Source organism: Rhizobium sp. BK661, from assembly GCF_024808825.1.
Classification (GTDB): Bacteria; Pseudomonadota; Alphaproteobacteria; order Rhizobiales; family Rhizobiaceae; genus Rhizobium.
Window position 1 is genome coordinate 290,241 of record NZ_JANTYT010000005.1, and the last position, 19,107, is coordinate 309,347.

The following is a 19,107-nucleotide window of genomic DNA, read 5'->3' on the forward strand; positions in this document are numbered from 1 at the left end:
TCACTCCCTAGAGATGGGGCTTGCGGATTGAATTGGAGAGCGCTTGTGCGCTCCCTTTATAGCTTTGCTTCTGCGGCCGCGACCACGGCGTCCGCGGTGATGCCGAAATGTTCGAAGACCTTCTTTGCAGGGCCCGATGCGCCGAAGCCCTTCATGCCGACGAAGCTACCTTCCGGACCGATGAACGCATCCCAGCCTTCGCGGACGGCGGCTTCAACGGCGACCTTGACCGGCGAGTTGCCGATGACTTCCTTGCGGTAGGCCGCCGGCTGGTCAAAGAACAGTTCCGTGCAGGGAACCGAGACGACGCGGGTGGAAACACCCTTGCCTTCGAGCGTTGCGCGGGCCGCAACGGCCAGTTCGACTTCGGAGCCCGAAGCGAAGATCGTCACCTTCGCGTCGGCATTACCAGCCAGCGTGTAGGCACCCAACTCGCAGAGGTTCTTTTCGCTGTACTCGGTACGCACCGGCGTCAGATTCTGGCGGGTCAGCGCGAGGGCGGACGGGTGGTCTTTCGTCTTGATGGCGATCTGCCAGCACTCGGCCGTCTCGGTCGGGTCGGCCGGACGGAAGACCCGCAGGTTCGGAACGGCACGCAGGCCGGCGATCTGCTCGACCGGCTGGTGCGTCGGGCCGTCTTCGCCGACGCCGATCGAGTCGTGCGTCAGGACGTGGATGACCCGGATGCCCATGAGGCTGGCGAGGCGGATCGGCGGGCGGCAATAATCCGAGAAGATCATGAAGCCGCCGCCATAGGGAATGAGACCGCCGTGCAGCGCGATGCCGTTCATCGCCGAAGCCATGCCGTGCTCGCGGATGCCCCAGTGCATGTAGCGTCCGGCGAAATCCGTTGGCGTGATCGAATGCATCTGGCTGGTCTTGGTGTTGTTCGACGGCGTCAGATCGGCCGAACCGCCGAGCGTTTCCGGTAGGAAGCCATTGATAACTTCGAGGGCGTCTTCCGATGCCTTCCGAGTAGCGATGACTGGCTTGGTCTCGATGAGCTTCTTCTTGTAGTCGCTGATCGCTGCGTCGAAGCCTTCCGGCAGGTCGCCGGCAAAGCGGCGAGTGAACTCAGCCTTGTGTGCGGATTTGGCGAGACCGTCTTCCCACGACTTGACAAGGTCAACCGAACGGCTGCCGGCTGCGCGCCATGCGTCGAGGATGTCAGAGGGAATGACAAAGGGCTCGTATTCCCAATTCAGCGCCTTGCGGGTGGCTGCGATTTCATCGGCGCCGAGCGGGTTGCCGTGGACCTTGTGAGTGCCCTGCTTGTTCGGAGCGCCGAAGCCGATGATCGTCTTGCAGGCGATGAAGGTCGGACGGTCGGATTTGTGGGCGGCTTCGATGGCGGCGGAGATGGCAGCCTGGTCGTGGCCGTCGATCTCGATCGTGTTCCAGTGAACGGCCTTGAAGCGGGCAATCTGGTCGGTCGAGTCAGAGAGCGAGACAGCGCCGTCGATGGTGATCGAGTTGTTGTCCCAGAAGAGAACGAGCTTGTTGAGCTTCAGGTGGCCGGCAAGCGCAATCGCTTCATGGCTGATGCCTTCCATCAGGCAGCCGTCGCCGCAGATCGCATAGGTGTAGTGATCCTGCAGTTCTGCCCCGAACTCCTCGCGCAGCTTGCGCTCGGCGATCGCCATGCCAACGGAATTGGCAATGCCCTGGCCAAGCGGTCCGGTCGTCGTCTCAATGCCGGTCGCATGGCCATATTCCGGATGGCCGGCGGTCTTCGAGCCGAGCTGGCGGAACTGCTTCAGGTCTTCGACCGTCATGTCGGGATACCCGGTCAAATAGAGCAGCGAGTACAACAGCATCGAGCCGTGGCCGGCCGACAGCACGAAGCGGTCGCGGTTTGGCCAATGCGGCTTCTTCGGGTCGAACCGGAGATACTTCGTGAAGAGGATGGTCGCTACGTCGGCCATGCCCATCGGCATGCCTGGGTGCCCGGAATTTGCCTTTTCGACTGCATCCATGGCGAGGAAACGGATCGCATTTGCCATCCGGTCGTTTTGTTCAGGAGAGGTCATGGCTGTTCCACGGGGTTCCGGTGTCGGGGGATGGCCTCAAGCCTGTGGAGACCATCAATGAGAGCGGGTGACACATAGCAGTTGGAACGGCCAAGTCAATAAAATGAAGGCGTAGCAAAAGCTGCTCCAATCGATTTTAGACATTTGACCATCAATTTTTACAAAAGTTGAATGCCACACGCGGCAGCGATTGATTTTTGTCATCCACAGAATAGGTCTGCGGCTGCGGTACCGGCTTTATTGACGCGCCGTTGGCGAGGTGCGTATCCTTTTGAAAATACTGAATCGGGCGCACGCGCCGATTCGCGGGTCTTGCGCGGGGAACCGGAGAGACATGACGCCTACAGGCAAAATCATGGAAGCGGCACTGAACGAGCTGCGGCAAGCGATATCGGGGCTCGAGAACGCAGTCGACATGCGTATCGAGCACCAGCGAGAGCAGGGCGAGGTCGAAGGCGAGGTTCGCCGGATCCACGCGGATCGCTCTAAGCTTGCCCAGGAATTGGACCAAGCCGAATTCCGCGCGAACCGGCTGGAAGAAGTCAATCGCGAGGTCTCGCGGCGGCTGGTGACGGCCATGGAGACTATTCGCGCGGTTCTCGACCGATAGAAAGGCGCGGCAGATGGCGCAGGTAACGGTAACGATCGACGGCAAGGCCTACCGGATGGCTTGCGAGGAAGGGCAGGAAGATCACCTGACGGATCTCGCAACGCGCTTCGACAATTACGTCGGCCACCTCAAAGGCCAATTCGGTGAAATCGGCGACCTGCGCATCACCGTCATGGCAGGCATCATGGTCATGGACGAGATCTCCGAGTTGACCCGCCGGATTGCGGACCTTGAATCCGAACTGGGCGCCTTGCGCAACAGCAGCGATACGGTGCTGGCGACGAACGCCCGCACCGAAGAGACGCTTGCGGCCGCGCTCGGCGAGGTGACGAGCCGCATTCGCGGTATCACCGACAAGCTGAACGGCAGAGCGCCAGCCGAGCTCAATTAAATCGGAAGGGCGCTCCGGGTCCCCTCTGGCGCGCCGCGGAAATCAGTCTTATATATCGGGTGCGGTCTGCGCCTCTCGACAGGAACCACAATCCCTGGGGCCATACTCGATCCAAAGGGAGCTGTCCCTGACCAGGCTCGTGGGCCTGGACACACGGTGCCCACCTACGTTTGTAGGCACCCAGGATCGTAAACATCCATCGGTTGCCGTGGATCGCGCTTCCCTCTCCATCTCCGTTGCTTTTTGCGCGTGTGCCCGCACGACCCGTTCGTCGAATACGGCATCAATCTGCGGGAAGGTTTCTTCCTCAGTGAGATGCGGGGCGAGCAGGCGACCGCGCCGGAATATTGAACGGCGAGACCGTGCCTCCCGCCTTGGAATTCTGTTGTTTCAGGTCGGTCGCCCGAATTGTCTGATCCATGCGACAGAGAGTTCGCTTGCTTGCTGCATAGCGAGTGCTAGTTTCCGCATCATATCGATTTAATTTCCAGGAGATTTGAGATGCAGCTTGGGATGGTAGGTTTGGGCCGCATGGGCAACTACATGGTTCAGCGATTGATGCGCGGCGGCCATGAATGCGTCGTCTACGACGCCAAGCCGGAGAGCGTTGCCGATCTCGTTGGCAAGGGGGCTGTCGGGACAGCCTCGCTTGAGGAATTCGTCTCGAAGCTGTCGCGCCCGCGCGCGATCTGGCTGATGCTGCCGGCGGCGATCACGGACAAGGTCATCGCCCAGATCGTGCCGTTGCTGCACGACGACGACATCATCATCGACGGCGGCAACTCGTACTATCACGACGACATCCGACGTGGCGCCGAACTCATCACCAAGGGCATCCACTATGTCGATGTCGGCACCAGCGGCGGCGTATTCGGTCTCGAACGCGGCTATTGCCTGATGATCGGCGGCGAGAAAGGAATCGTCCAGTCGCTGTCGCCGATCTTTGCATCCCTGGCGCCCGGGCAGGGAGATATTGCTCCTTCGGCGGGGCGCAGCGCGCATCCGGAGAGCACTGCCGAACAAGGCTTCCTTCATTGTGGTCCGCACGGCGCCGGTCATTTCGTCAAGATGGTGCATAACGGCATCGAATACGGCCTCATGGCCGCATATGCGGAAGGGCTGAATATCCTGAAACATGCGAACATCGGTGCGACGACCCACGAGGTTGACGCGGAAACCGCCCCATTGGCCCACCCCGAGTATTACCGCTATGACCTCAACCTGCCTGATATTGCCGAAGTATGGCGTCGTGGCAGCGTGATCACATCCTGGCTGCTCGATTTGACCGCCGACGCGCTGCATGCCGATCCGGTCCTCACCAAGTATGCCGGTCGCGTTTCCGATTCTGGCGAGGGCCGCTGGACGATCATGGCGGCAATCGATGAAAGCGTGCCGACGCCGGTGCTCAGCGCCGCGCTGCACGGCCGGTTCTCGTCGCGCGACAATGACGAGTTCGCCAACAAGGTGCTCTCCGCTATGCGCGCAGGTTTCGGCGGGCACGTCGAGAAGCCGAAGAGCTAGGTCGCAACTTTTCGTTTTCCACGCCCGCGCAGCGATGCCTGTGCGGGCTTTTCTTTTAAACAGCACGATATATTGTCGGGGGATCGCATCGAGGGGGCAAGGAATGATGGGTCCTGCAATTGGCGCACGCGGCATGATGCAGCTGCTGGTATCGATGATGTTCCTGTTCGCGTTTGCCGGCGCCTCCGCCGCCCAGACCGCTCCCGCTTCAACACCCTCCGCGGCGACCGCTGCCGAACCGCCGGCGGAAGTGCGGCAAATACTCGAACTGATGCAGAAACCGCAGGTGAAAGAGTGGATGGCGACGCAGACGAAGCCTGCGCCGACCGCACCCACACAGCCGCAGACCGGCGAAATGTCGGCGCTTTCCGAGCTTGTCGGTCACGCCCGCCGTCATGTCGAGATGGTCTCGGACGCGGCGATGGAGTTTCCTGGCGAAGTGGAAACCGCCTCTGAGGTCGTTGAACGCGAGGTCGTTCCCAGCGGCTGGCTGCTGATAACCGCGGAGGTCGTTGCTCTGTTCCTTGCCGGCTTGGCTGTCGAGCTGGTCTTCCGCCTTATCGTGCCCAAGCCACGGATCCGGCAGACAGACGACGGGGCTGTGACCGTTGCCCACCATGCAACGGCAAATCTGCTTTATCGCATTGTTCCGGCGATCGTCTTTGCCATTGCGACGCTTGTTCCGCTGCTTGCCTTCAGTTGGCCGCCGATCACGCGCTCCATGGCGATCGCAATCGCGATCGCGCTCATCGTCGCCCGCTTTACCGTCGCATTGGGGCGGCTGCTGGTAGCTTTGGTCACCTTGCCACGCGCGGATGGCGAACGCCAGATCTCACGGGCACGGGCGCTTTTCTGGTTCCGCCGCTGCGCGGTCTTCGTCATCTACTTCGCCTTCGGCTGGGCAGTGATCCAACTCATGGCGCCGCTCGGCTTTTCCGAAGGCGCGCGCTATTTCGTCGGCTACATCCTCGGTCTTGGACTGTTTGCTATCGCGGTTGAGGCCGTTTGGTCCCGCCCTGTGGAAGAGGGAGAGCACCGTAGCCTGTCCCTTTCCTGGGGGCTGACTCTCTATTTCGGTCTGCTTTGGCTTCTGTGGGTTTCGGGATTCAACGTACTGCTTTGGATCGGCATCTATGTCGTGCTTCTGCCGCGTGCCCTTAGTGTTGCGACGCTCGCCGTTCGTTCCCTACATCAGGCGGAGGCAGGCTTTCTTGCAGGGCGACGCATCGCTACTGTACTGCTTGATCGCGGCGTTCGCGCCCTCATCATCGCGGTCGCAGCTTTCTGGCTGGGGCGCATGATCGGGCTTGCCGCCGACAGGATGGCGGCGGGAGAAACAATGATCGATCGGATCGCCCGTGGTGCGATCGGTGGCATTGTCATCCTGCTTGCTGCCGATCTGCTGTGGCATCTGGCGCGGGCCTACATTAACGGCAAGCTCGACGACTCTCGTATCGACGGGGCGCTGACAGATGAGGACAAGGCCAGCCGTGCGAGGTTGCAGACGCTGCTCCCGATCTTCCGGAATATTCTCGCCGTCGTCATCGCCGTCATTGCTGTGCTGATGGTGTTGTCGGGCCTCGGTGTCGAGATCGGTCCGCTGATCGCCGGTGCCGGGGTGGTCGGCGTTGCCGTTGGTTTCGGCGCGCAGACCATCGTGAAGGATGTGATCAGCGGTATGTTCTACCTGTGGGACGACGCCTTCCGCGTCGGTGAGTATATCGAAAGCGGCAGCCACAAGGGTGTCGTTGAGGCCTTCAGCCTGCGATCGGTTCGGCTCAGGCATCACCGTGGACCACTGACGACGGTACCGTTTGGTGAGCTCGGCGCAGTCAAGAACCTGAACCGCGACTGGACGATCGACAAGATCACCCTCAACGTGACCTACGACACCGACCTCGTGAAGGTGAAGAAGGTGATCAAACAGATTGGGCAACAACTGCTGGACAATCCCGATTACAGCCCGCACATCATCGAAACGTTGAAGATGAAGGGCGTGGAGCAGTTTGGCGACTTCGCAATCGTCATCCGGCTGGCAATGATGACCAAGCCCGGCGAGCAGTTCGTCATACGACGTAACGCATTGGCAATGATCCGCAACGCCTTCAAGGAAAACGGCATCGAGTTCGCTGTGCCGACCGTGCAGGTATCGAGCGAGAGCCACGAGGCTGATCATGCGGCCGCTGCCCGCCATCTGTCGCAGCTCTCGGGCTCGGGTGAGCCAGCGGCATAGCCCGGCGCTCAGCCCCAGTCCGATCAACCTTACGAAATTGCAATGCGCAGAGCTGCGTCTTGCGCCAAATTTGCCCCAATTGGAGATGAAGGAGGCGACAACGGACGGGCTTGGGTCGGGGCAGACGCGCATTCATAGAACTTGCATGCCGCCTATGTTACGTGCTTCGAACATCATCCGCTAAACAGGAAATTGTGACGGTACGAGATGTCGGGGCACGGCAAACTAGACGAAATCGAAGACGCCGACGAATCTGCAATACGCGGGTTCTTCAGGCGCTATCGCGCGCACCTGACGGCCCTGGTGACGCTCGCCCTCTTCTGTCTCGTCGGCTTCGCGATCGTGCAGCTCACGAACGAAGTGCGTTACGACGACGTTGTGCAGGCACTGGCCGACACCAAGGTCAGCTCGATCCTGTTGGCCCTGGTGTTCACTGGCCTGAGCTTCCTTGCCCTTGTTTTCTACGACGTGAATGCCATCGAATATGTTGGCCGGAAGCTGCCATTTCCGCAGGTGGCACTGACGGCCTTCAGCGCCTATGCGGTTGGCAACACGGCGGGATTCGGTGCGTTGAGCGGCGGCGCGATCCGGTATCGTGCCTATTCGCGCCTTGGCCTGACGCCGGAAGAGATCGGCCGCGTCATCGCCTTCGTGACACTGTCTTTCGGGCTCGGGCTTGCGGGGGTCGCGGCGATCGCGCTTCTGATCATCGCCGATGAGATTGCGCCTCTGATCGATGTCGGTAGCCTTACGCTGCGGCTGCTGGCCGGTGCGGTGATCGCCGGCTTGGGCGTCATAATGTTCATGGGGCGCGACGGGCGCGTAATTCATCTCGGTCCGGTCGAGGTCCGGTTGCCGGACTCGCGGACATGGTCCCGGCAGTTCCTGGTCACCGCTTTCGACATCGCCGCCTCGGCGACGGTCCTCTACGTCCTTCTGCCGCAGGCGGCGATCAGCTGGCCGGTGTTCCTGGCCGTCTATGCGATCGCCGTCGGGCTTGGCGTCCTAAGCCACGTGCCGGCCGGTCTCGGCGTATTCGAGACCATTATCATCGCCTCGCTTGGCAGTGCGGTGAACATCGACGCAGTGCTCGGCTCGCTGGTGCTCTATCGCCTCATCTACAATGTTCTGCCGCTGCTGATCGCGGTCCTTGCCGTTTCGGCGACCGAACTTCGTCGGTTCGCGGATCATCCGGTTGCCTCGGGTATCCGGCGGATCGGGATCCGGCTGATGCCGCAGTTGCTCTCGACGCTGTCGCTGCTTCTCGGCGTCATGCTCATCTTCTCGAGCGTCACCCCGACACCCGACCAGAATCTCGAGTTTCTTGCCAACTACCTTCCCCTGCCGATCGTCGAAGGCGCGCATTTCTTGTCGAGCCTGCTCGGGCTAGCGCTGGTCGTTGCCGCCCGCGGCCTCGGCCAGAAGCTTGACGGCGCCTGGTGGGTATCGATTCTGTCGGCCGCGGCCGCGCTCACCTTGTCGCTACTGAAGGCGATCGCGCTGGTCGAAGCCTGTTTCCTTGGCTTCCTGATATTCGGCCTTTTCGTCAGCCGCCGGCTGTTCCGTAGGCATGCGTCCCTTCTCAACCAGACGCTGACGGCCTCGTGGCTGACCGCCATTGCCGTGATCTGCGTCGGCGCCATCGTCATCCTGCTCTTCGTCTATCGGGACGTCGAGTACAGCAGCGAGCTGTGGTGGCAGTTCGAATTTGCCGGCGAGGCGCCCCGCGGCCTGCGTGCCGTGCTCGGGTTGACGATCATTTCCTCGGCAATCGCGATCTTCAGCCTGCTTCGCCCTGTAGCGATCAAGCCAGAGCCTGCTTCGGCGGACTCTTTGCAGCGGGCGGTCGAGATCGTCGAAAAACAGCGATATGCCGACGCCAATCTCGTGCGCATGGGCGACAAAAGCATCATGTTCTCTGAGAAGGGCGACGCCTTCATCATGTACGGACGGCAGGGTCGCTCCTGGATCGCTCTCTTCGATCCGATCGGCGAGCGCAGTGCGATTCCGGAACTCGTCTGGCGCTTCGTGGAGTCGGCGCGCGCAGCCGGCTGTCGCGCTGTGTTCTATCAGATCTCCCCGGCGCTTCTTTCCCACTGCGCTGATGCGGGGCTGCGGGCCTTCAAGCTTGGCGAGCTTGCCGTCGCCGATCTGAAGACCTTCGAGATGAAGGGCGGCAAGTGGGCGAACCTACGGCAGACCGCGAGCCGTGCGCAACGCGACGGCCTGGAATTCGAGGTGATCACACCGGAAAACGTTCCGGCAGCGATGGATGAGCTCGCTGCGGTTTCGAATGCCTGGCTTGAGGACCACAATGCCAAGGAGAAGGGCTTCTCGCTCGGTGCGTTCGATCCGGACTATATCCTTGCGCAGCCGGTTGGCATTCTCAAGCTCGAGGGCAGGATCGTGGCATTCGCCAACATCCTGATAACGGCCGCGAGGGACGAGGGCACGATCGATTTGATGCGCTTCTCTCCGGATGCGCCGAAAGGATCGATGGACTTCCTCTTCGTCCAGATCATGGAGTATCTGCGCGGCGAAGGCTTTGCGCATTTCAACCTCGGCATGGCGCCGCTCTCGGGCATGTCGAAGCGCGAGATTGCGCCGGTGTGGGACCGTGTCGGCAGCACCGTCTTCGAGCACGGTGAGCGCTTCTATAACTTCAAGGGTCTTCGGGCCTTCAAATCAAAGTTCCATCCACACTGGCATCCGCGGTATCTTGCGGTTTCCGGTGGAGGCAATCCGATGATCGCTCTCATGGACGCGACATTCCTGATCGGCGGCGGATTGAGAGGGGTAGTGAGAAAATGATGAAGAGACACCTTCTTGCAGCCGTCTTCGCCCTGTCTTTGTCCGCCCCGGCGGCAATGGCCGCGACCGAGACGACGCAGAGCTTTGAGACAGGGACAATTCCTTCCCCGCACATCTTCCTGCCCGATGGAGATGTGAAGGGGGCGGTCGTCCTGATTTCCGATGGCGCCGGCTGGGGCGACAACGAGAAAGCGGAGGCTGATCGGCTCGTCCAACAGGGCGCCGTCGTCATTGGCATCGACTTTACGACCTACATGGATGCGCTCAGGAATTACGACGTCAGCCAGAATGACGGCTGCATCTACATGGTGTCCGACCTTGAATCGCTGAGCCAGCAGGTGCAGCGCGCGGCGGGCAACAGCGCATACCATCTGCCGATCGTTGCCGGCGTCGGCGAGGGCGGCGCGCTGGCACTGGCGATTGCGGCGCAGACCCCGGATGCGACGATCGGCCAGACGCTGGCGATCGATCCGGCTGCCGGCATTCCGCTCACCAAGGAACTATGCACGCCGGCTAAGAAGCAGACGGTCGGCGATCGCATGGTATACGGGCTTAGCGATATAGCTCTTCCGGACCCGATCATCGCTTCGTTCACAGCGTCGGCGAACAAGGACGGTCGTGCGCACGTCGAAGAACTCAAGAAGCAGCACTCGGGCATCGATATCCGCGATTCCGGGGACGATGCCCAGACGACGCTCGCCGATACGCTCTCGGACCTGATCGATGCCTCCGGCAGCGCCGACAATCCGCTCGGTTTGCCGCTCACCATTCTCGATGCCAAGCCTGCCTTCGACACAATGGCGATCATTTACTCCGGCGATGGCGGATGGCGCGATATCGACAAGGAGGTCGGTGCGGCGTTGCAGAAGCAGGGCGTCCCTGTCGTTGGCATCGACTCGCTGCATTACTTCTGGTCGGAGCGCCAGCCGCAGCAAACGGCAGACGATCTCGGCAAGATCATCGAGCTTTATCGCAAGCAGTGGCAAGTGAAGCATGTTCTGCTGATCGGCTATTCATTCGGTGCCGATGTCGTGCCTGCTGCCTATACGCGACTGAAGCCGGCTGCGAAGGGTTCCATCGCGCAGATGTCGCTCCTATCGCTCTCGCATGAGGTGGATTACCAGATCTCCGTCATGGGCTGGCTCGGCCAGAAGACGGAAGGTGCAGGCGGCGATCCCGTTGATGACCTGAAAAAGGTCGACGCGAAGATCGTCCAGTGCATCTACGGCAAGGAAGACGACGACGAGGTGGCTTGCCCTGACCTCAAGGATAGCGGTGTCGATGTGATCGCGCTTGCCGGCGACCATCACTTCGATGAGAATTACGAACTCTTGAGCAAGACGATCATCGACGGACTGAAGGCGCGACTTCAGGACTAGGCTGCACTCCGCGCCTTGCCGCTAGCGCATCAAATAGTCTTCACTCCAGCCGAGAGCGGCGATATCGGCGCTCCGGAAGCGGCCATCATCGGCGACAATGAATTCATCGAGTTGTGGTGGTGATACGCTCGTTCCTGCCAACATGGCATGGACCTGGCCGCGATGGTGTGTCTGGTGCTGGAACAGGTGGTTCAAAACGTCTTCCATCCGCTCGCGCTGAATGCGCCCAGAACGATGGAGCTCGGTCGTCGATGCCAGCTTTTCCGGCGTTGCCGCCTCGCAAAGGGCAACCAGCCGACAATCGACCTTGGCCTGCTCTGCGGCAAGCGCCGCGATGTCGCCGAATGGCTCCTCGACGTCCCAGGCGGCAGGCCCTAGTGTGCCGCCTTCTAAGGCATCGACGTAGAACCAGTCGACGGTCAGAATATGGTTGAGCGTTGCCTTGATCGACGGGAAGAAGCTTACCCGAGTTGCCTCGAACTCTCCCGGCATCAACTTGCTACAGGCTTCATGCAGGCGATGGTTCGCAAGCGCATTGTTGTAAGCGAGCTTGCGTGCGGTTCTACAGGGGTCGAACGTGGGCATCGGTTAACTCCGTTTTGACGCCCTTCCGCAGCATCAGTCGTCTTCCTGAAACAAGCGGAACTGCGCGGCCTCGAGATCCTTTGGGGGCTGCATGCCGAGGTGCTTCCAAGCAGTTGCCGTGAGCACGCGACCGCGCGGCGTACGCTGAATGAAACCTTGCTGGATCATATAGGGCTCGATGATGTCCTCGATCGCATCGCGCGGTTCGGAAAGACCGGCGGCGATGGTTTCGATGCCAACCGGGCCGCCGCCGAAGTTGACCGCGATCATGTTGAGGTAACGTTTGTCGAGCTGGTCGAGGCCCATGTTGTCGACGAGCAGGCGGGTCAGCGCCTCATCGGCAATCTCGCGGGTGACGGCTTCGGCCTTCGCTACTTCGGCGAAGTCGCGCACACGCCGCAGCAGGCGACCGGCGATACGCGGCGTGCCGCGGGCGCGCCGGGCAATTTCGCGCGCACCCTCGTCGGTCATCGGCAGGTTCATCAAGCGCGCGCCGCGACGAACGATCAATTCCAGTTCCTCTACCGTGTAGAAGCTCAGGCGGACGGGAATGCCGAAACGGTCGCGCAGCGGCGTTGTCAAAAGGCCAAGGCGTGTCGTTGCGGCAACGAGGGTGAATTTGGACAGGTCGATCTTGACGGAGCGCGCCGCCGGACCTTCGCCGATGATCAGGTCGAGCTGGAAGTCCTCCATCGCGGGATAGAGGATTTCCTCGACGGCCGGATTGAGTCGGTGGATTTCATCGATGAAGAGCACGTCGCGCTCTTCGAGATTGGTCAGGAGGGCTGCGAGATCGCCCGCCTTGGCGATGACTGGGCCGGAGGTCGAGCGGAAATTGACGCCGAGTTCCTTGGCCATGATCTGCGCCAGCGTGGTCTTGCCGAGGCCGGGCGGGCCAACGAAAAGGACGTGGTCGAGCGCCTCGCCGCGGTTCTTCGCCGCCTCGATGAACACCTTCAGGTTTGCGCGTGCTTCCGCCTGGCCGGTGAACTCGTCCAGCGATTGCGGCCGCAGCGTCACATCCAGGTCTTCGCCTCGTTTCTCGGCCGATATCAGGCGCGCGGCTTCACTCATGCTGGCATTTCCCAATCTTCAAACGCTCGTGACCAATACACCAAGCCGAACGCTTTTGGCACCCGCTCGGGCAATTGGATCAGCGAGCCAGTTCCTTCAAGCCGAGACGGATGAGCTTGGCGCTGTCGGCACCTTCACCGGCGGTCTTCATGGCCGCTGCAACGGCGTTGGCCGCCTGATCGCGGGAATAGCCGAGATTCGTCAGTGCGGAGACCGCGTCGGCGACCGGAGCAGCTGCGACGCCTTCGCCCAACTCCTGCTTGAGGCCGATGGTACCGGACGCTTCACCGGCAAAGGCCGGCGCCTTGTTCTTCAGTTCGGTGACGATACGCACTGCGACCTTGGGTCCGACACCCTGAGCGCGGGCGACTGACGTGCGATCCTGCAGCGCAATGGCGTTCGCCAGTTCGCTTGGAGGCAGCGTCGAGAGCACGGCGAGAGCCACCTTTGCACCAACGCCTTGTACGCTTTGCAGGAGGGTGAACCATTCCCTCTCGAGCGCGGTCATGAAACCGAAGAGTTTCAACTGGTCTTCGCGAACATAGGTTTCGATGAAGAGCACACAGGCTTCGCCCACCGAGCCGAGGCGAGACAGGGTGCGCGCCGAGCAGAAGGCGACGTAGCACACGCCGTGGACATCGACGAGGACATAGTCGTCGCCGATTTCTTCGATGGTGCCTTTGAGCTTGCCGATCATGCAAATGGTCCGTTCGGTGGGTTGTCAGTGAAGATTAGCCGGCAAGTGCTGCCTGCCGCATGCGGTTGCTGCCGCGGTTGTGCGCATGGCAAATTGCGATCGCCAACGCGTCGGCGGCGTCGTTGCCTTTGAATTCGACCTTGGGCATCAGGATTTTCAGCATCATGTGGATTTGCTGCTTCTCGCCGTGGCCGACACCGATGACTGCCTTCTTGACCGCGTTCGGCGCGTATTCAGCGACCGGCAATCCGGCACGGGCAGGGACCAGCATCGCAATGCCGCGCGCCTGACCGAGTTTCAGCGTCGCGACGGCATCCTTGTTGACGAAGGTCTGTTCTACAGCGGCCTCATCCGGCTTGTAGCTATGGACGACATCCGCCAGACCGTCATGCAGTTGGCAGAGGCGCGAAGCCAGGTCCATGTCGCCATCCGAGGTGACGGTGCCGGACGCGACAAAGCGCAAGGAATTGCCGAGTGTGTCGATAATTCCCCAGCCGGTGCGGCGCAGGCCCGGATCAACGCCGATGATGCGAATCGTATTTTGCATGCTTCACCCTATTGCACTCGCAAAATAACTGCCATCGATATGTGAACAAAACAAAAACATTCCTTGTTTTTCAGCCGCGCTGTTTACGGCAATTTAAGCTCCGTAGCCGACTTTTGATCCACAAAATGTCAGAGGAGCTCCCTTCTTCAGGAGGTAAGGCTCCCGTGTTCTGTTTACAGGTCAGCCGGCAGGGCGTTCCCGTTCCGCCGGTATGAGCCGTTCCGGAAGGGTTCGTCGTTCATGGTTCAGAGATTTCAATCCCTGTCCTTTAAGGTCATTGCTACATTCATTCTGCTCACCGCGCTGTCGATCGCGGTCATCAACGTCCTCGCTTATTTCGCCAGCAGCCGCATATCCGGCGAGCAGGCGCTCAAGGCAAAGGAGAGCGTGCTGATCTTCCGCGGCGACATGCTGCAGGATCAGCTTCAGCAGCTGGAAAACCAGGCGAACTCGATTGCGCGCATCGAAGCGCTGCAGATGTCGATCACGAGCCTGAAGAGCGGTTGGAAGACAATCGAGAAGACGTCAGGCGATGCGCGCGCCGAATTGAAAAAGGTGTTCATCACCAGCAATCCCAATCCGGCAGACCAGCGCGAAAAACTGATCAAGCCGGAAGCTCCGAGCGGCTTCTACTTCTCCAATCACGAAACGACGCAGGGCGAGGTGGCCCGCGACCTCGAGAACACCGCCTTCAGCGACCTGCTGATTGCCGATCTCGATGGCAACGTTCTCTATTCCTACAAGAAGAACGACGACTTCGCCGAAAACCTGAAGACCGATGCGTGGAAGTCGACCGGCGCCGGTCTCGCCTTTGCCAAGGCCATCGAGAACACCGCCAAGGCGAAGGACGATTCCGCGCCGACCGGCTTTTCAGGTCTTCGCGTCGATGCAGCAAATGGTAAGTCGGCAATCTTCTACGCCGTGCCGATCGTCAAGCTCGGCGCTCCCAAGGGCGTGATGCTCTTCAAGGTGCGCGATGACATCATTACCAGTATCCTCGCCAAGGGTATCGTGGCCGGCAGCACCGCACAGGCCGCGATCATCTCGGAAGATGGCTCGGCTGTTGGCGTGAACAGCGCTGGCCAGCTTGTCATGCTGGATACGGCGCCGTTCACGTTCGCTAAGGACGCGCTTTCGGCAAAGGGGATGACGGTCGACGACTTCGATCGCGCCGATGGTCAGGCGCGCGCCTATGTCCGTGGCATCGACTATCAGGGCTCCCGTTTCCTCGTCGTGGAAAGTGTGCGTCTCAGCGAGCTCAACGCCGGCTCGCTCGAAATCGCGACCCTGCTGACGATGATCGCATTTGGCGTTCTGGTCGTCATGGCGGTGGCGACCTGGATGATCACCAAGCTGCTGTTCTCGCCGCTCGCCCGTCTTGCCGGCGTCACCCGCGACGTTGCCGATGGCAACCTCGACGTCGAGATCGGCAGCCAGAACCGCGGCGACGAGATCGGCACGATGGCCAAGGCCCTGGCGCGGTTCAAGCAATCGCTGGTCGAAGGCCGCGAGCTGGAAGCTGCCAGCAATGAAACGCGGGCGCGCGCCGAGCGGGATCGCCAGCAACATATGGCCGAGCGCGAGGCCGAGGCCCAGACACTGCAGGAAGTCGTCCAGGCGATCGACGAGGGTCTGCACCATCTCGCCAATGGCGATCTTGCCTATCAGATCGAAACACGCTTCCCGAGCGAACTCGAGGGCCTGCGCGTCAATTTCAACGAGGCGCTGGCAGCGCTCAGCGAAACGATGACGGCGATCGGCGGCAACTCCATGGCGGTACGCGCGGGCTCCGAGGAAATGCGCACCGGCGCCGACGAGCTTGCCGGTCGTACCGAGCGCCAGGCCGCTTCGATCACCGAGACTGCAAACGCAATCGATGCGATCACCCAGTCTGTCCGGGTTCAGATCGAGCGCGCCGAGCAGGCCGAACGCATTGCCCGTGACGCCAAGCGCGAAACGGCCGGCTCCAGCCAGATCATGCAAGAGACGATCGCTGCAATGGAAGCAATCCAGGCATCGTCGCGCCAGATCAACTCTATCATCGCCGTGATCGACTCGATCGCCTTCCAGACGAACCTTCTGGCGCTCAATGCGGGCGTCGAAGCGGCGCGAGCAGGGGAGTCCGGCAAGGGCTTCGCTGTCGTCGCCATGGAAGTGCGCGAACTGGCGCAGCGTTCGTCGAGTGCAGCAAAGGAAATCGGGAGCCTGCTACAAAAATCCACGCATGAGGTTGAGCTGGGCGTATCGCTCGTCGAGCGCGCCGGAGACGCGTTGACCGGGATCGGCAGCCACGTCGAGGCGATCAACGGCCAGATCAGCGAGATCATGGAAACGACTCGTGAAGAGGCGGACACGCTGCGCCAGATCAACACGGCGGTGTCCGAGCTGGACGCGATGACGCAGCAGAATGCGGCAATGGTCGAGGAAACCACCGCGGCTATTCACCGGCTCGCTACGGAAGCGGTCGAAATGGATCGGCAACTGGCGAATTTCACACTGGCGCATGAGCATCAGAGCGCTGAGGTGCACGGGCTAAGACGTCGGGCCTGAACCGAGCGTTGACAAAACAAGGGGCCGGGTGACCGGCCCTTTTCTTTGCCGGCCCGTTTGGAATGGAAGAAGAGCACACCTACATAGACGTGTCCTTCCAACCACCGACAGGCTTCGCCATGGTTCCCTTTTCCATTCTCGATCTCGCTCCGGTGCCAGACGGCGGGACGATCCGCCAGTCGCTCGAGAGTTCGGCGCGCATGGCGCAGAAGGCCGAAGAGTTCGGGTACAAGCGCTTCTGGCTTGCGGAGCATCACGGCATGCCGGGGATCGCCAGCGCAGCGACGGCGGTTGTCATCGGCCATGTCGGCGCGGCGACCAAGCGCATCCGTATCGGCTCCGGCGGCATCATGTTGCCGAACCACTCACCGCTTGTCATTGCCGAGCAGTTCGGAACGCTGGAGGCGCTGTTTCCAGGGCGGGTCGATCTCGGTCTTGGACGCGCGCCCGGCACCGACATGCGAACTGCCCAGGCGCTGCGCCGCAATCTGGACGCCGGGGCGCAGAGCTTCCCGAATGATGTGGTCGAATTACAGCAGCTACTCGGAGCGCCAATCGAGAACCAGGCGATCCTCGCTGTCCCGGGCATGAATTCCAATGTGCCGATCTGGCTGCTGGGCTCCAGCCTCTATAGCGCACAGCTCGCGGCAATGCTCGGGCTACCCTATGCCTTCGCTTCGCATTTCGCGCCGGATTCGCTGCTTGATGCGATCGATATCTATCGCAGCCGCTTCACGCCGTCCGCCGTGCTCGACAAGCCCTATGTCATGGTCGGAGTCATGGGTTCCGTTGCTGCGACGGACGAGGAGGCACAATATCATTTCACCTCTGCCCAGCAGCAGTTCGTCAATCTGCGCCGAAATGTGCGCGGCCAGTTCCCGCGCCCGGTCAAGGACATGGAGAGCTTCTGGTCGCCGATGGAGAAGCTGACGGTGGAACATACGCTGCGGTACGCCGTCGTCGGTTCCCAGAAAACGGCAGAGGCGAAGCTCACCGAGTTCCTGGCGGAGACACAGGCCGACGAAGTCATCATCTCGATGCCTATCCACGACATAGAGGCGAGATTGACGTCGGTGGAGCTTTTTGCCGGGCTTGGAAACTTCCTTCGCGCTGCGGCGTAATGCCGCGCGTCCCGGCCAGGCCGGGCCCCACAGCCATTTGTGCGAATTGACTTAACGCAGTCGCACCATAGCTTCGTCTGATTGCACTATCGTTCGTAGAGTTGCGGCGATGCAGGTGCGATGGGACGGCGCGCCAAAAATGGCGCGGCCGGTTTCGAGCAACCTTTGGAGGATGAGGATTGCTATGCGTTACCGTGGTCTTGCTGTTTTGATTTCACTGCTCTGTCTTTCCACCTCGGCTGCCATTGCCCAAGAGGGTGATGCGGCGGCCGGGGAAACGGTATTCAAGAAATGCGCGGTCTGTCACATTGCCGACACCGACAAGAACAAGGTCGGACCGTCGCTGAACCACGTGTTCGGTCGCACCGCCGGAACCCATCCGAACTTTGCCTATTCGTCGGCCATGAAGGCTGCGGGCACAGCCGGATTGGTCTGGGATGACGCGACGCTGCGCGATTATCTTCACGACCCCAAGTTGAAGGTAAAGGGAACGAAGATGGTGTTCGTTGGCCTAAAGGATGATGGCGAGATCACCAATCTGATCGCCTACCTTAAACAATTCTCGAAATGAAATCAGCCGATTGCGACCGAGCCCACTGATTTGGGAGGCTCGCTCGCGCCATTGCCGTGATGCATTGTTTATGAGATAGTCCTAACGCAACTGCCGACGATTGCGGGTAATTTCCGCACATTGTGGCGGTTTGGGAGGAACGCATGGTTGTCGTGCTGGTTCTCGTTCTGATCGTCGTCGGGTCGGTGGCATTCCATCTGCTCAGCCCGTGGTGGTGGACTCCGATCGCCTCGAACTGGAGCTACATCGACCACACCATCACCATCACGTTCTGGATCACTGGCTTTGTCTTCGTCGCGGTGATCTCCTTTATGGCCTATTGCATCTTTCGTTTTCGCCATCGGCCGGGCAACCGGGCGGCCTATGAACCAGAAAACAAGCGTCTGGAATGGTGGCTTGCCGGCAGCACCGCTCTCGGGGTGGGTGCGATGTTGGCACCTGGTCTCTTCGTATGGCACCAGTTCGTGACTGTCCCGGCGGATGCTGGGGAAATCGAAGTCGTCGGGCAGCAGTGGCTGTGGAATTTCCGGTTGCCGGGAGTGGATGGTAAGCTTGGCAGGGCTGACAATCGAGCGGTGACAGCAGACAATCCGCTCGGCGTCATCAGGAGTGATCCGGCGGGCCTCGATGACATCATCATTTCAGGTGGCGAACTGCATTTGCCGATCGGAAAACCGGTTCGCGTGCACCTGCGATCGGTTGACGTCTTGCATGATTTCTATGTTCCCGAGTTCCGGGCGAAAATGGACATGATCCCCGGCTCGGTCACCTATTTCTGGTTCACACCGACGCGGACGGGCACATTCGAAGTGCTATGCGCGGAGCTTTGCGGTGTTGGACACCCGCAGATGCGAGGGACTGTCGTTGTCGACGAGGCGAACGCCTATCAGGCGTGGCTCGCGCAGCAGCAGACGTTCTCGCAGCTGATGGCAGCGGTTGAACCGGCCAACTAGGCCGGCGTTGCGACCGGGGGAGCGGTCGTAACGG

15 protein-coding genes and 1 other RNA gene are annotated in these 19,107 nt (G+C 60.8%); 11 read left to right on the plus strand and 5 right to left on the minus strand.

All coding sequences use genetic code 11. The annotated features are described in order from the left end of the window. Positions 1–56: 56 nt before the first annotated feature. Entirely contained in the window at positions 57–2,030 is a 1,974-nt protein-coding gene (gene tkt / locus FHX16_RS13930) for a transketolase (protein ID WP_183862134.1), read from the minus strand. A 334-nt stretch (positions 2,031–2,364) separates the two neighbouring features. On the opposite strand from tkt, the gene FHX16_RS13935 reads away from it, so the two are divergent. The 7 genes from FHX16_RS13935 to FHX16_RS13970 all read left to right on the plus strand — a co-directional run bounded on the left by FHX16_RS13935 (position 2,365) and on the right by FHX16_RS13970 (position 10,975). Continuing rightward, complete coding sequence (locus FHX16_RS13935; protein ID WP_114714520.1) at positions 2,365–2,640, plus strand: DUF4164 domain-containing protein; 276 nt, start codon at positions 2,365–2,367, stop codon at positions 2,638–2,640. 13 nt (positions 2,641–2,653) lie between these two features. Further along, positions 2,654–3,031 (plus strand): cell division protein ZapA, encoded by a 378-nt coding sequence (locus FHX16_RS13940; protein WP_183862132.1) that lies wholly within the window; start codon positions 2,654–2,656, stop codon positions 3,029–3,031. A 60-nt stretch (positions 3,032–3,091) separates the two neighbouring features. Beyond that, positions 3,092–3,250, plus strand: a non-coding RNA gene (ssrS, locus tag FHX16_RS13945) — 6S RNA. Between the two features lie 282 nt (positions 3,251–3,532). Beyond that, positions 3,533–4,552 (plus strand): phosphogluconate dehydrogenase (NAD(+)-dependent, decarboxylating), encoded by a 1,020-nt coding sequence (gnd, locus tag FHX16_RS13955; RefSeq protein WP_183862131.1) that lies wholly within the window; start codon positions 3,533–3,535, stop codon positions 4,550–4,552. A 106-nt stretch (positions 4,553–4,658) separates the two neighbouring features. Continuing rightward, a complete protein-coding gene (locus FHX16_RS13960) occupies positions 4,659–6,785 on the plus strand; it encodes a mechanosensitive ion channel family protein (RefSeq protein ID WP_183862531.1) in 2,127 nt (708 codons plus the stop codon). 207 nt (positions 6,786–6,992) lie between these two features. Further along, entirely contained in the window at positions 6,993–9,596 is a 2,604-nt protein-coding gene (gene mprF, locus FHX16_RS13965) for a bifunctional lysylphosphatidylglycerol flippase/synthetase MprF (RefSeq protein WP_183755726.1), read from the plus strand. Next, positions 9,593–10,975, plus strand: coding sequence for a virulence factor family protein (locus FHX16_RS13970; RefSeq protein WP_183755725.1), 1,383 nt, complete (start codon positions 9,593–9,595; stop codon positions 10,973–10,975). Before mprF ends, FHX16_RS13970 begins: the two co-directional genes overlap by 4 nt. A 21-nt stretch (positions 10,976–10,996) precedes the next feature. On the opposite strand, the gene FHX16_RS13975 is transcribed toward FHX16_RS13970, so the two are convergent. The 4 genes from FHX16_RS13975 to ruvC form a co-directional block, all read right to left on the minus strand. Continuing rightward, on the minus strand, positions 10,997–11,560 hold the full coding sequence (locus FHX16_RS13975; RefSeq protein WP_183755724.1) for a DinB family protein: 564 nt from the start codon (positions 11,558–11,560) through the stop codon (positions 10,997–10,999). 33 nt (positions 11,561–11,593) lie between these two features. Next, the gene (gene ruvB, locus FHX16_RS13980; RefSeq protein WP_007527359.1) at positions 11,594–12,634 is read right to left on the minus strand and encodes a Holliday junction branch migration DNA helicase RuvB; all 1,041 of its coding nucleotides are present in this window, start codon (positions 12,632–12,634) and stop codon (positions 11,594–11,596) included. Positions 12,635–12,713: 79 nt separating this feature from the next. After that, positions 12,714–13,331 carry a Holliday junction branch migration protein RuvA gene (gene ruvA, locus FHX16_RS13985; RefSeq protein ID WP_183755723.1) on the minus strand — a complete coding sequence of 206 codons (618 nt, stop codon included), beginning with the start codon at positions 13,329–13,331 and terminating at the stop codon, positions 12,714–12,716. A 34-nt stretch (positions 13,332–13,365) separates the two neighbouring features. Next, positions 13,366–13,878 (minus strand): crossover junction endodeoxyribonuclease RuvC, encoded by a 513-nt coding sequence (gene ruvC / locus FHX16_RS13990; RefSeq protein ID WP_088693257.1) that lies wholly within the window; start codon positions 13,876–13,878, stop codon positions 13,366–13,368. 240 nt (positions 13,879–14,118) lie between these two features. Between ruvC and FHX16_RS13995 the strand changes: the two genes are divergently transcribed. The 4 genes from FHX16_RS13995 to FHX16_RS14010 all read left to right on the plus strand — a co-directional run bounded on the left by FHX16_RS13995 (position 14,119) and on the right by FHX16_RS14010 (position 19,073). Continuing rightward, positions 14,119–16,428 carry a methyl-accepting chemotaxis protein gene (locus FHX16_RS13995; protein WP_183862129.1) on the plus strand — a complete coding sequence of 770 codons (2,310 nt, stop codon included), beginning with the start codon at positions 14,119–14,121 and terminating at the stop codon, positions 16,426–16,428. A 119-nt stretch (positions 16,429–16,547) separates the two neighbouring features. Further along, on the plus strand, positions 16,548–17,549 hold the full coding sequence (locus FHX16_RS14000; RefSeq protein WP_183862529.1) for an LLM class flavin-dependent oxidoreductase: 1,002 nt from the start codon (positions 16,548–16,550) through the stop codon (positions 17,547–17,549). Between the two features lie 184 nt (positions 17,550–17,733). Next, positions 17,734–18,120: a cytochrome c family protein gene (locus tag FHX16_RS14005; protein ID WP_183862127.1), complete on the plus strand. Its 387-nt coding sequence runs from the start codon at positions 17,734–17,736 to the stop codon at positions 18,118–18,120. A 143-nt stretch (positions 18,121–18,263) separates the two neighbouring features. Then, complete coding sequence (locus FHX16_RS14010) at positions 18,264–19,073, plus strand: cytochrome c oxidase subunit II (RefSeq protein ID WP_183862125.1); 810 nt, start codon at positions 18,264–18,266, stop codon at positions 19,071–19,073. Positions 19,074–19,107: the final 34 nt, after the last annotated feature.

Bases quoted from the DNA above. Each gene is read 5' to 3' on its own strand.
- tkt (WP_183862134.1), bottom strand. From the start codon at position 2,030: ATGACCTCTCCTGAACAAAACGACCGGATGGCAAATGCGATCCGTTTC.
- FHX16_RS13935 (WP_114714520.1), top strand. From the start codon at position 2,365: ATGACGCCTACAGGCAAAATCATGGAAGCGGCACTGAACGAGCTGCGG.
- FHX16_RS13940 (WP_183862132.1), top strand. From the start codon at position 2,654: ATGGCGCAGGTAACGGTAACGATCGACGGCAAGGCCTACCGGATGGCT.
- gnd (WP_183862131.1), top strand. From the start codon at position 3,533: ATGCAGCTTGGGATGGTAGGTTTGGGCCGCATGGGCAACTACATGGTT.
- FHX16_RS13960 (WP_183862531.1), top strand. From the start codon at position 4,659: ATGGGTCCTGCAATTGGCGCACGCGGCATGATGCAGCTGCTGGTATCG.
- mprF (WP_183755726.1), top strand. From the start codon at position 6,993: ATGTCGGGGCACGGCAAACTAGACGAAATCGAAGACGCCGACGAATCT.
- FHX16_RS13970 (WP_183755725.1), top strand. From the start codon at position 9,593: ATGATGAAGAGACACCTTCTTGCAGCCGTCTTCGCCCTGTCTTTGTCC.
- FHX16_RS13975 (WP_183755724.1), bottom strand. From the start codon at position 11,560: ATGCCCACGTTCGACCCCTGTAGAACCGCACGCAAGCTCGCTTACAAC.
- ruvB (WP_007527359.1), bottom strand. From the start codon at position 12,634: ATGAGTGAAGCCGCGCGCCTGATATCGGCCGAGAAACGAGGCGAAGAC.
- ruvA (WP_183755723.1), bottom strand. From the start codon at position 13,331: ATGATCGGCAAGCTCAAAGGCACCATCGAAGAAATCGGCGACGACTAT.
- ruvC (WP_088693257.1), bottom strand. From the start codon at position 13,878: ATGCAAAATACGATTCGCATCATCGGCGTTGATCCGGGCCTGCGCCGC.
- FHX16_RS13995 (WP_183862129.1), top strand. From the start codon at position 14,119: ATGGTTCAGAGATTTCAATCCCTGTCCTTTAAGGTCATTGCTACATTC.
- FHX16_RS14000 (WP_183862529.1), top strand. From the start codon at position 16,548: ATGGTTCCCTTTTCCATTCTCGATCTCGCTCCGGTGCCAGACGGCGGG.
- FHX16_RS14005 (WP_183862127.1), top strand. From the start codon at position 17,734: ATGCGTTACCGTGGTCTTGCTGTTTTGATTTCACTGCTCTGTCTTTCC.
- FHX16_RS14010 (WP_183862125.1), top strand. From the start codon at position 18,264: ATGGTTGTCGTGCTGGTTCTCGTTCTGATCGTCGTCGGGTCGGTGGCA.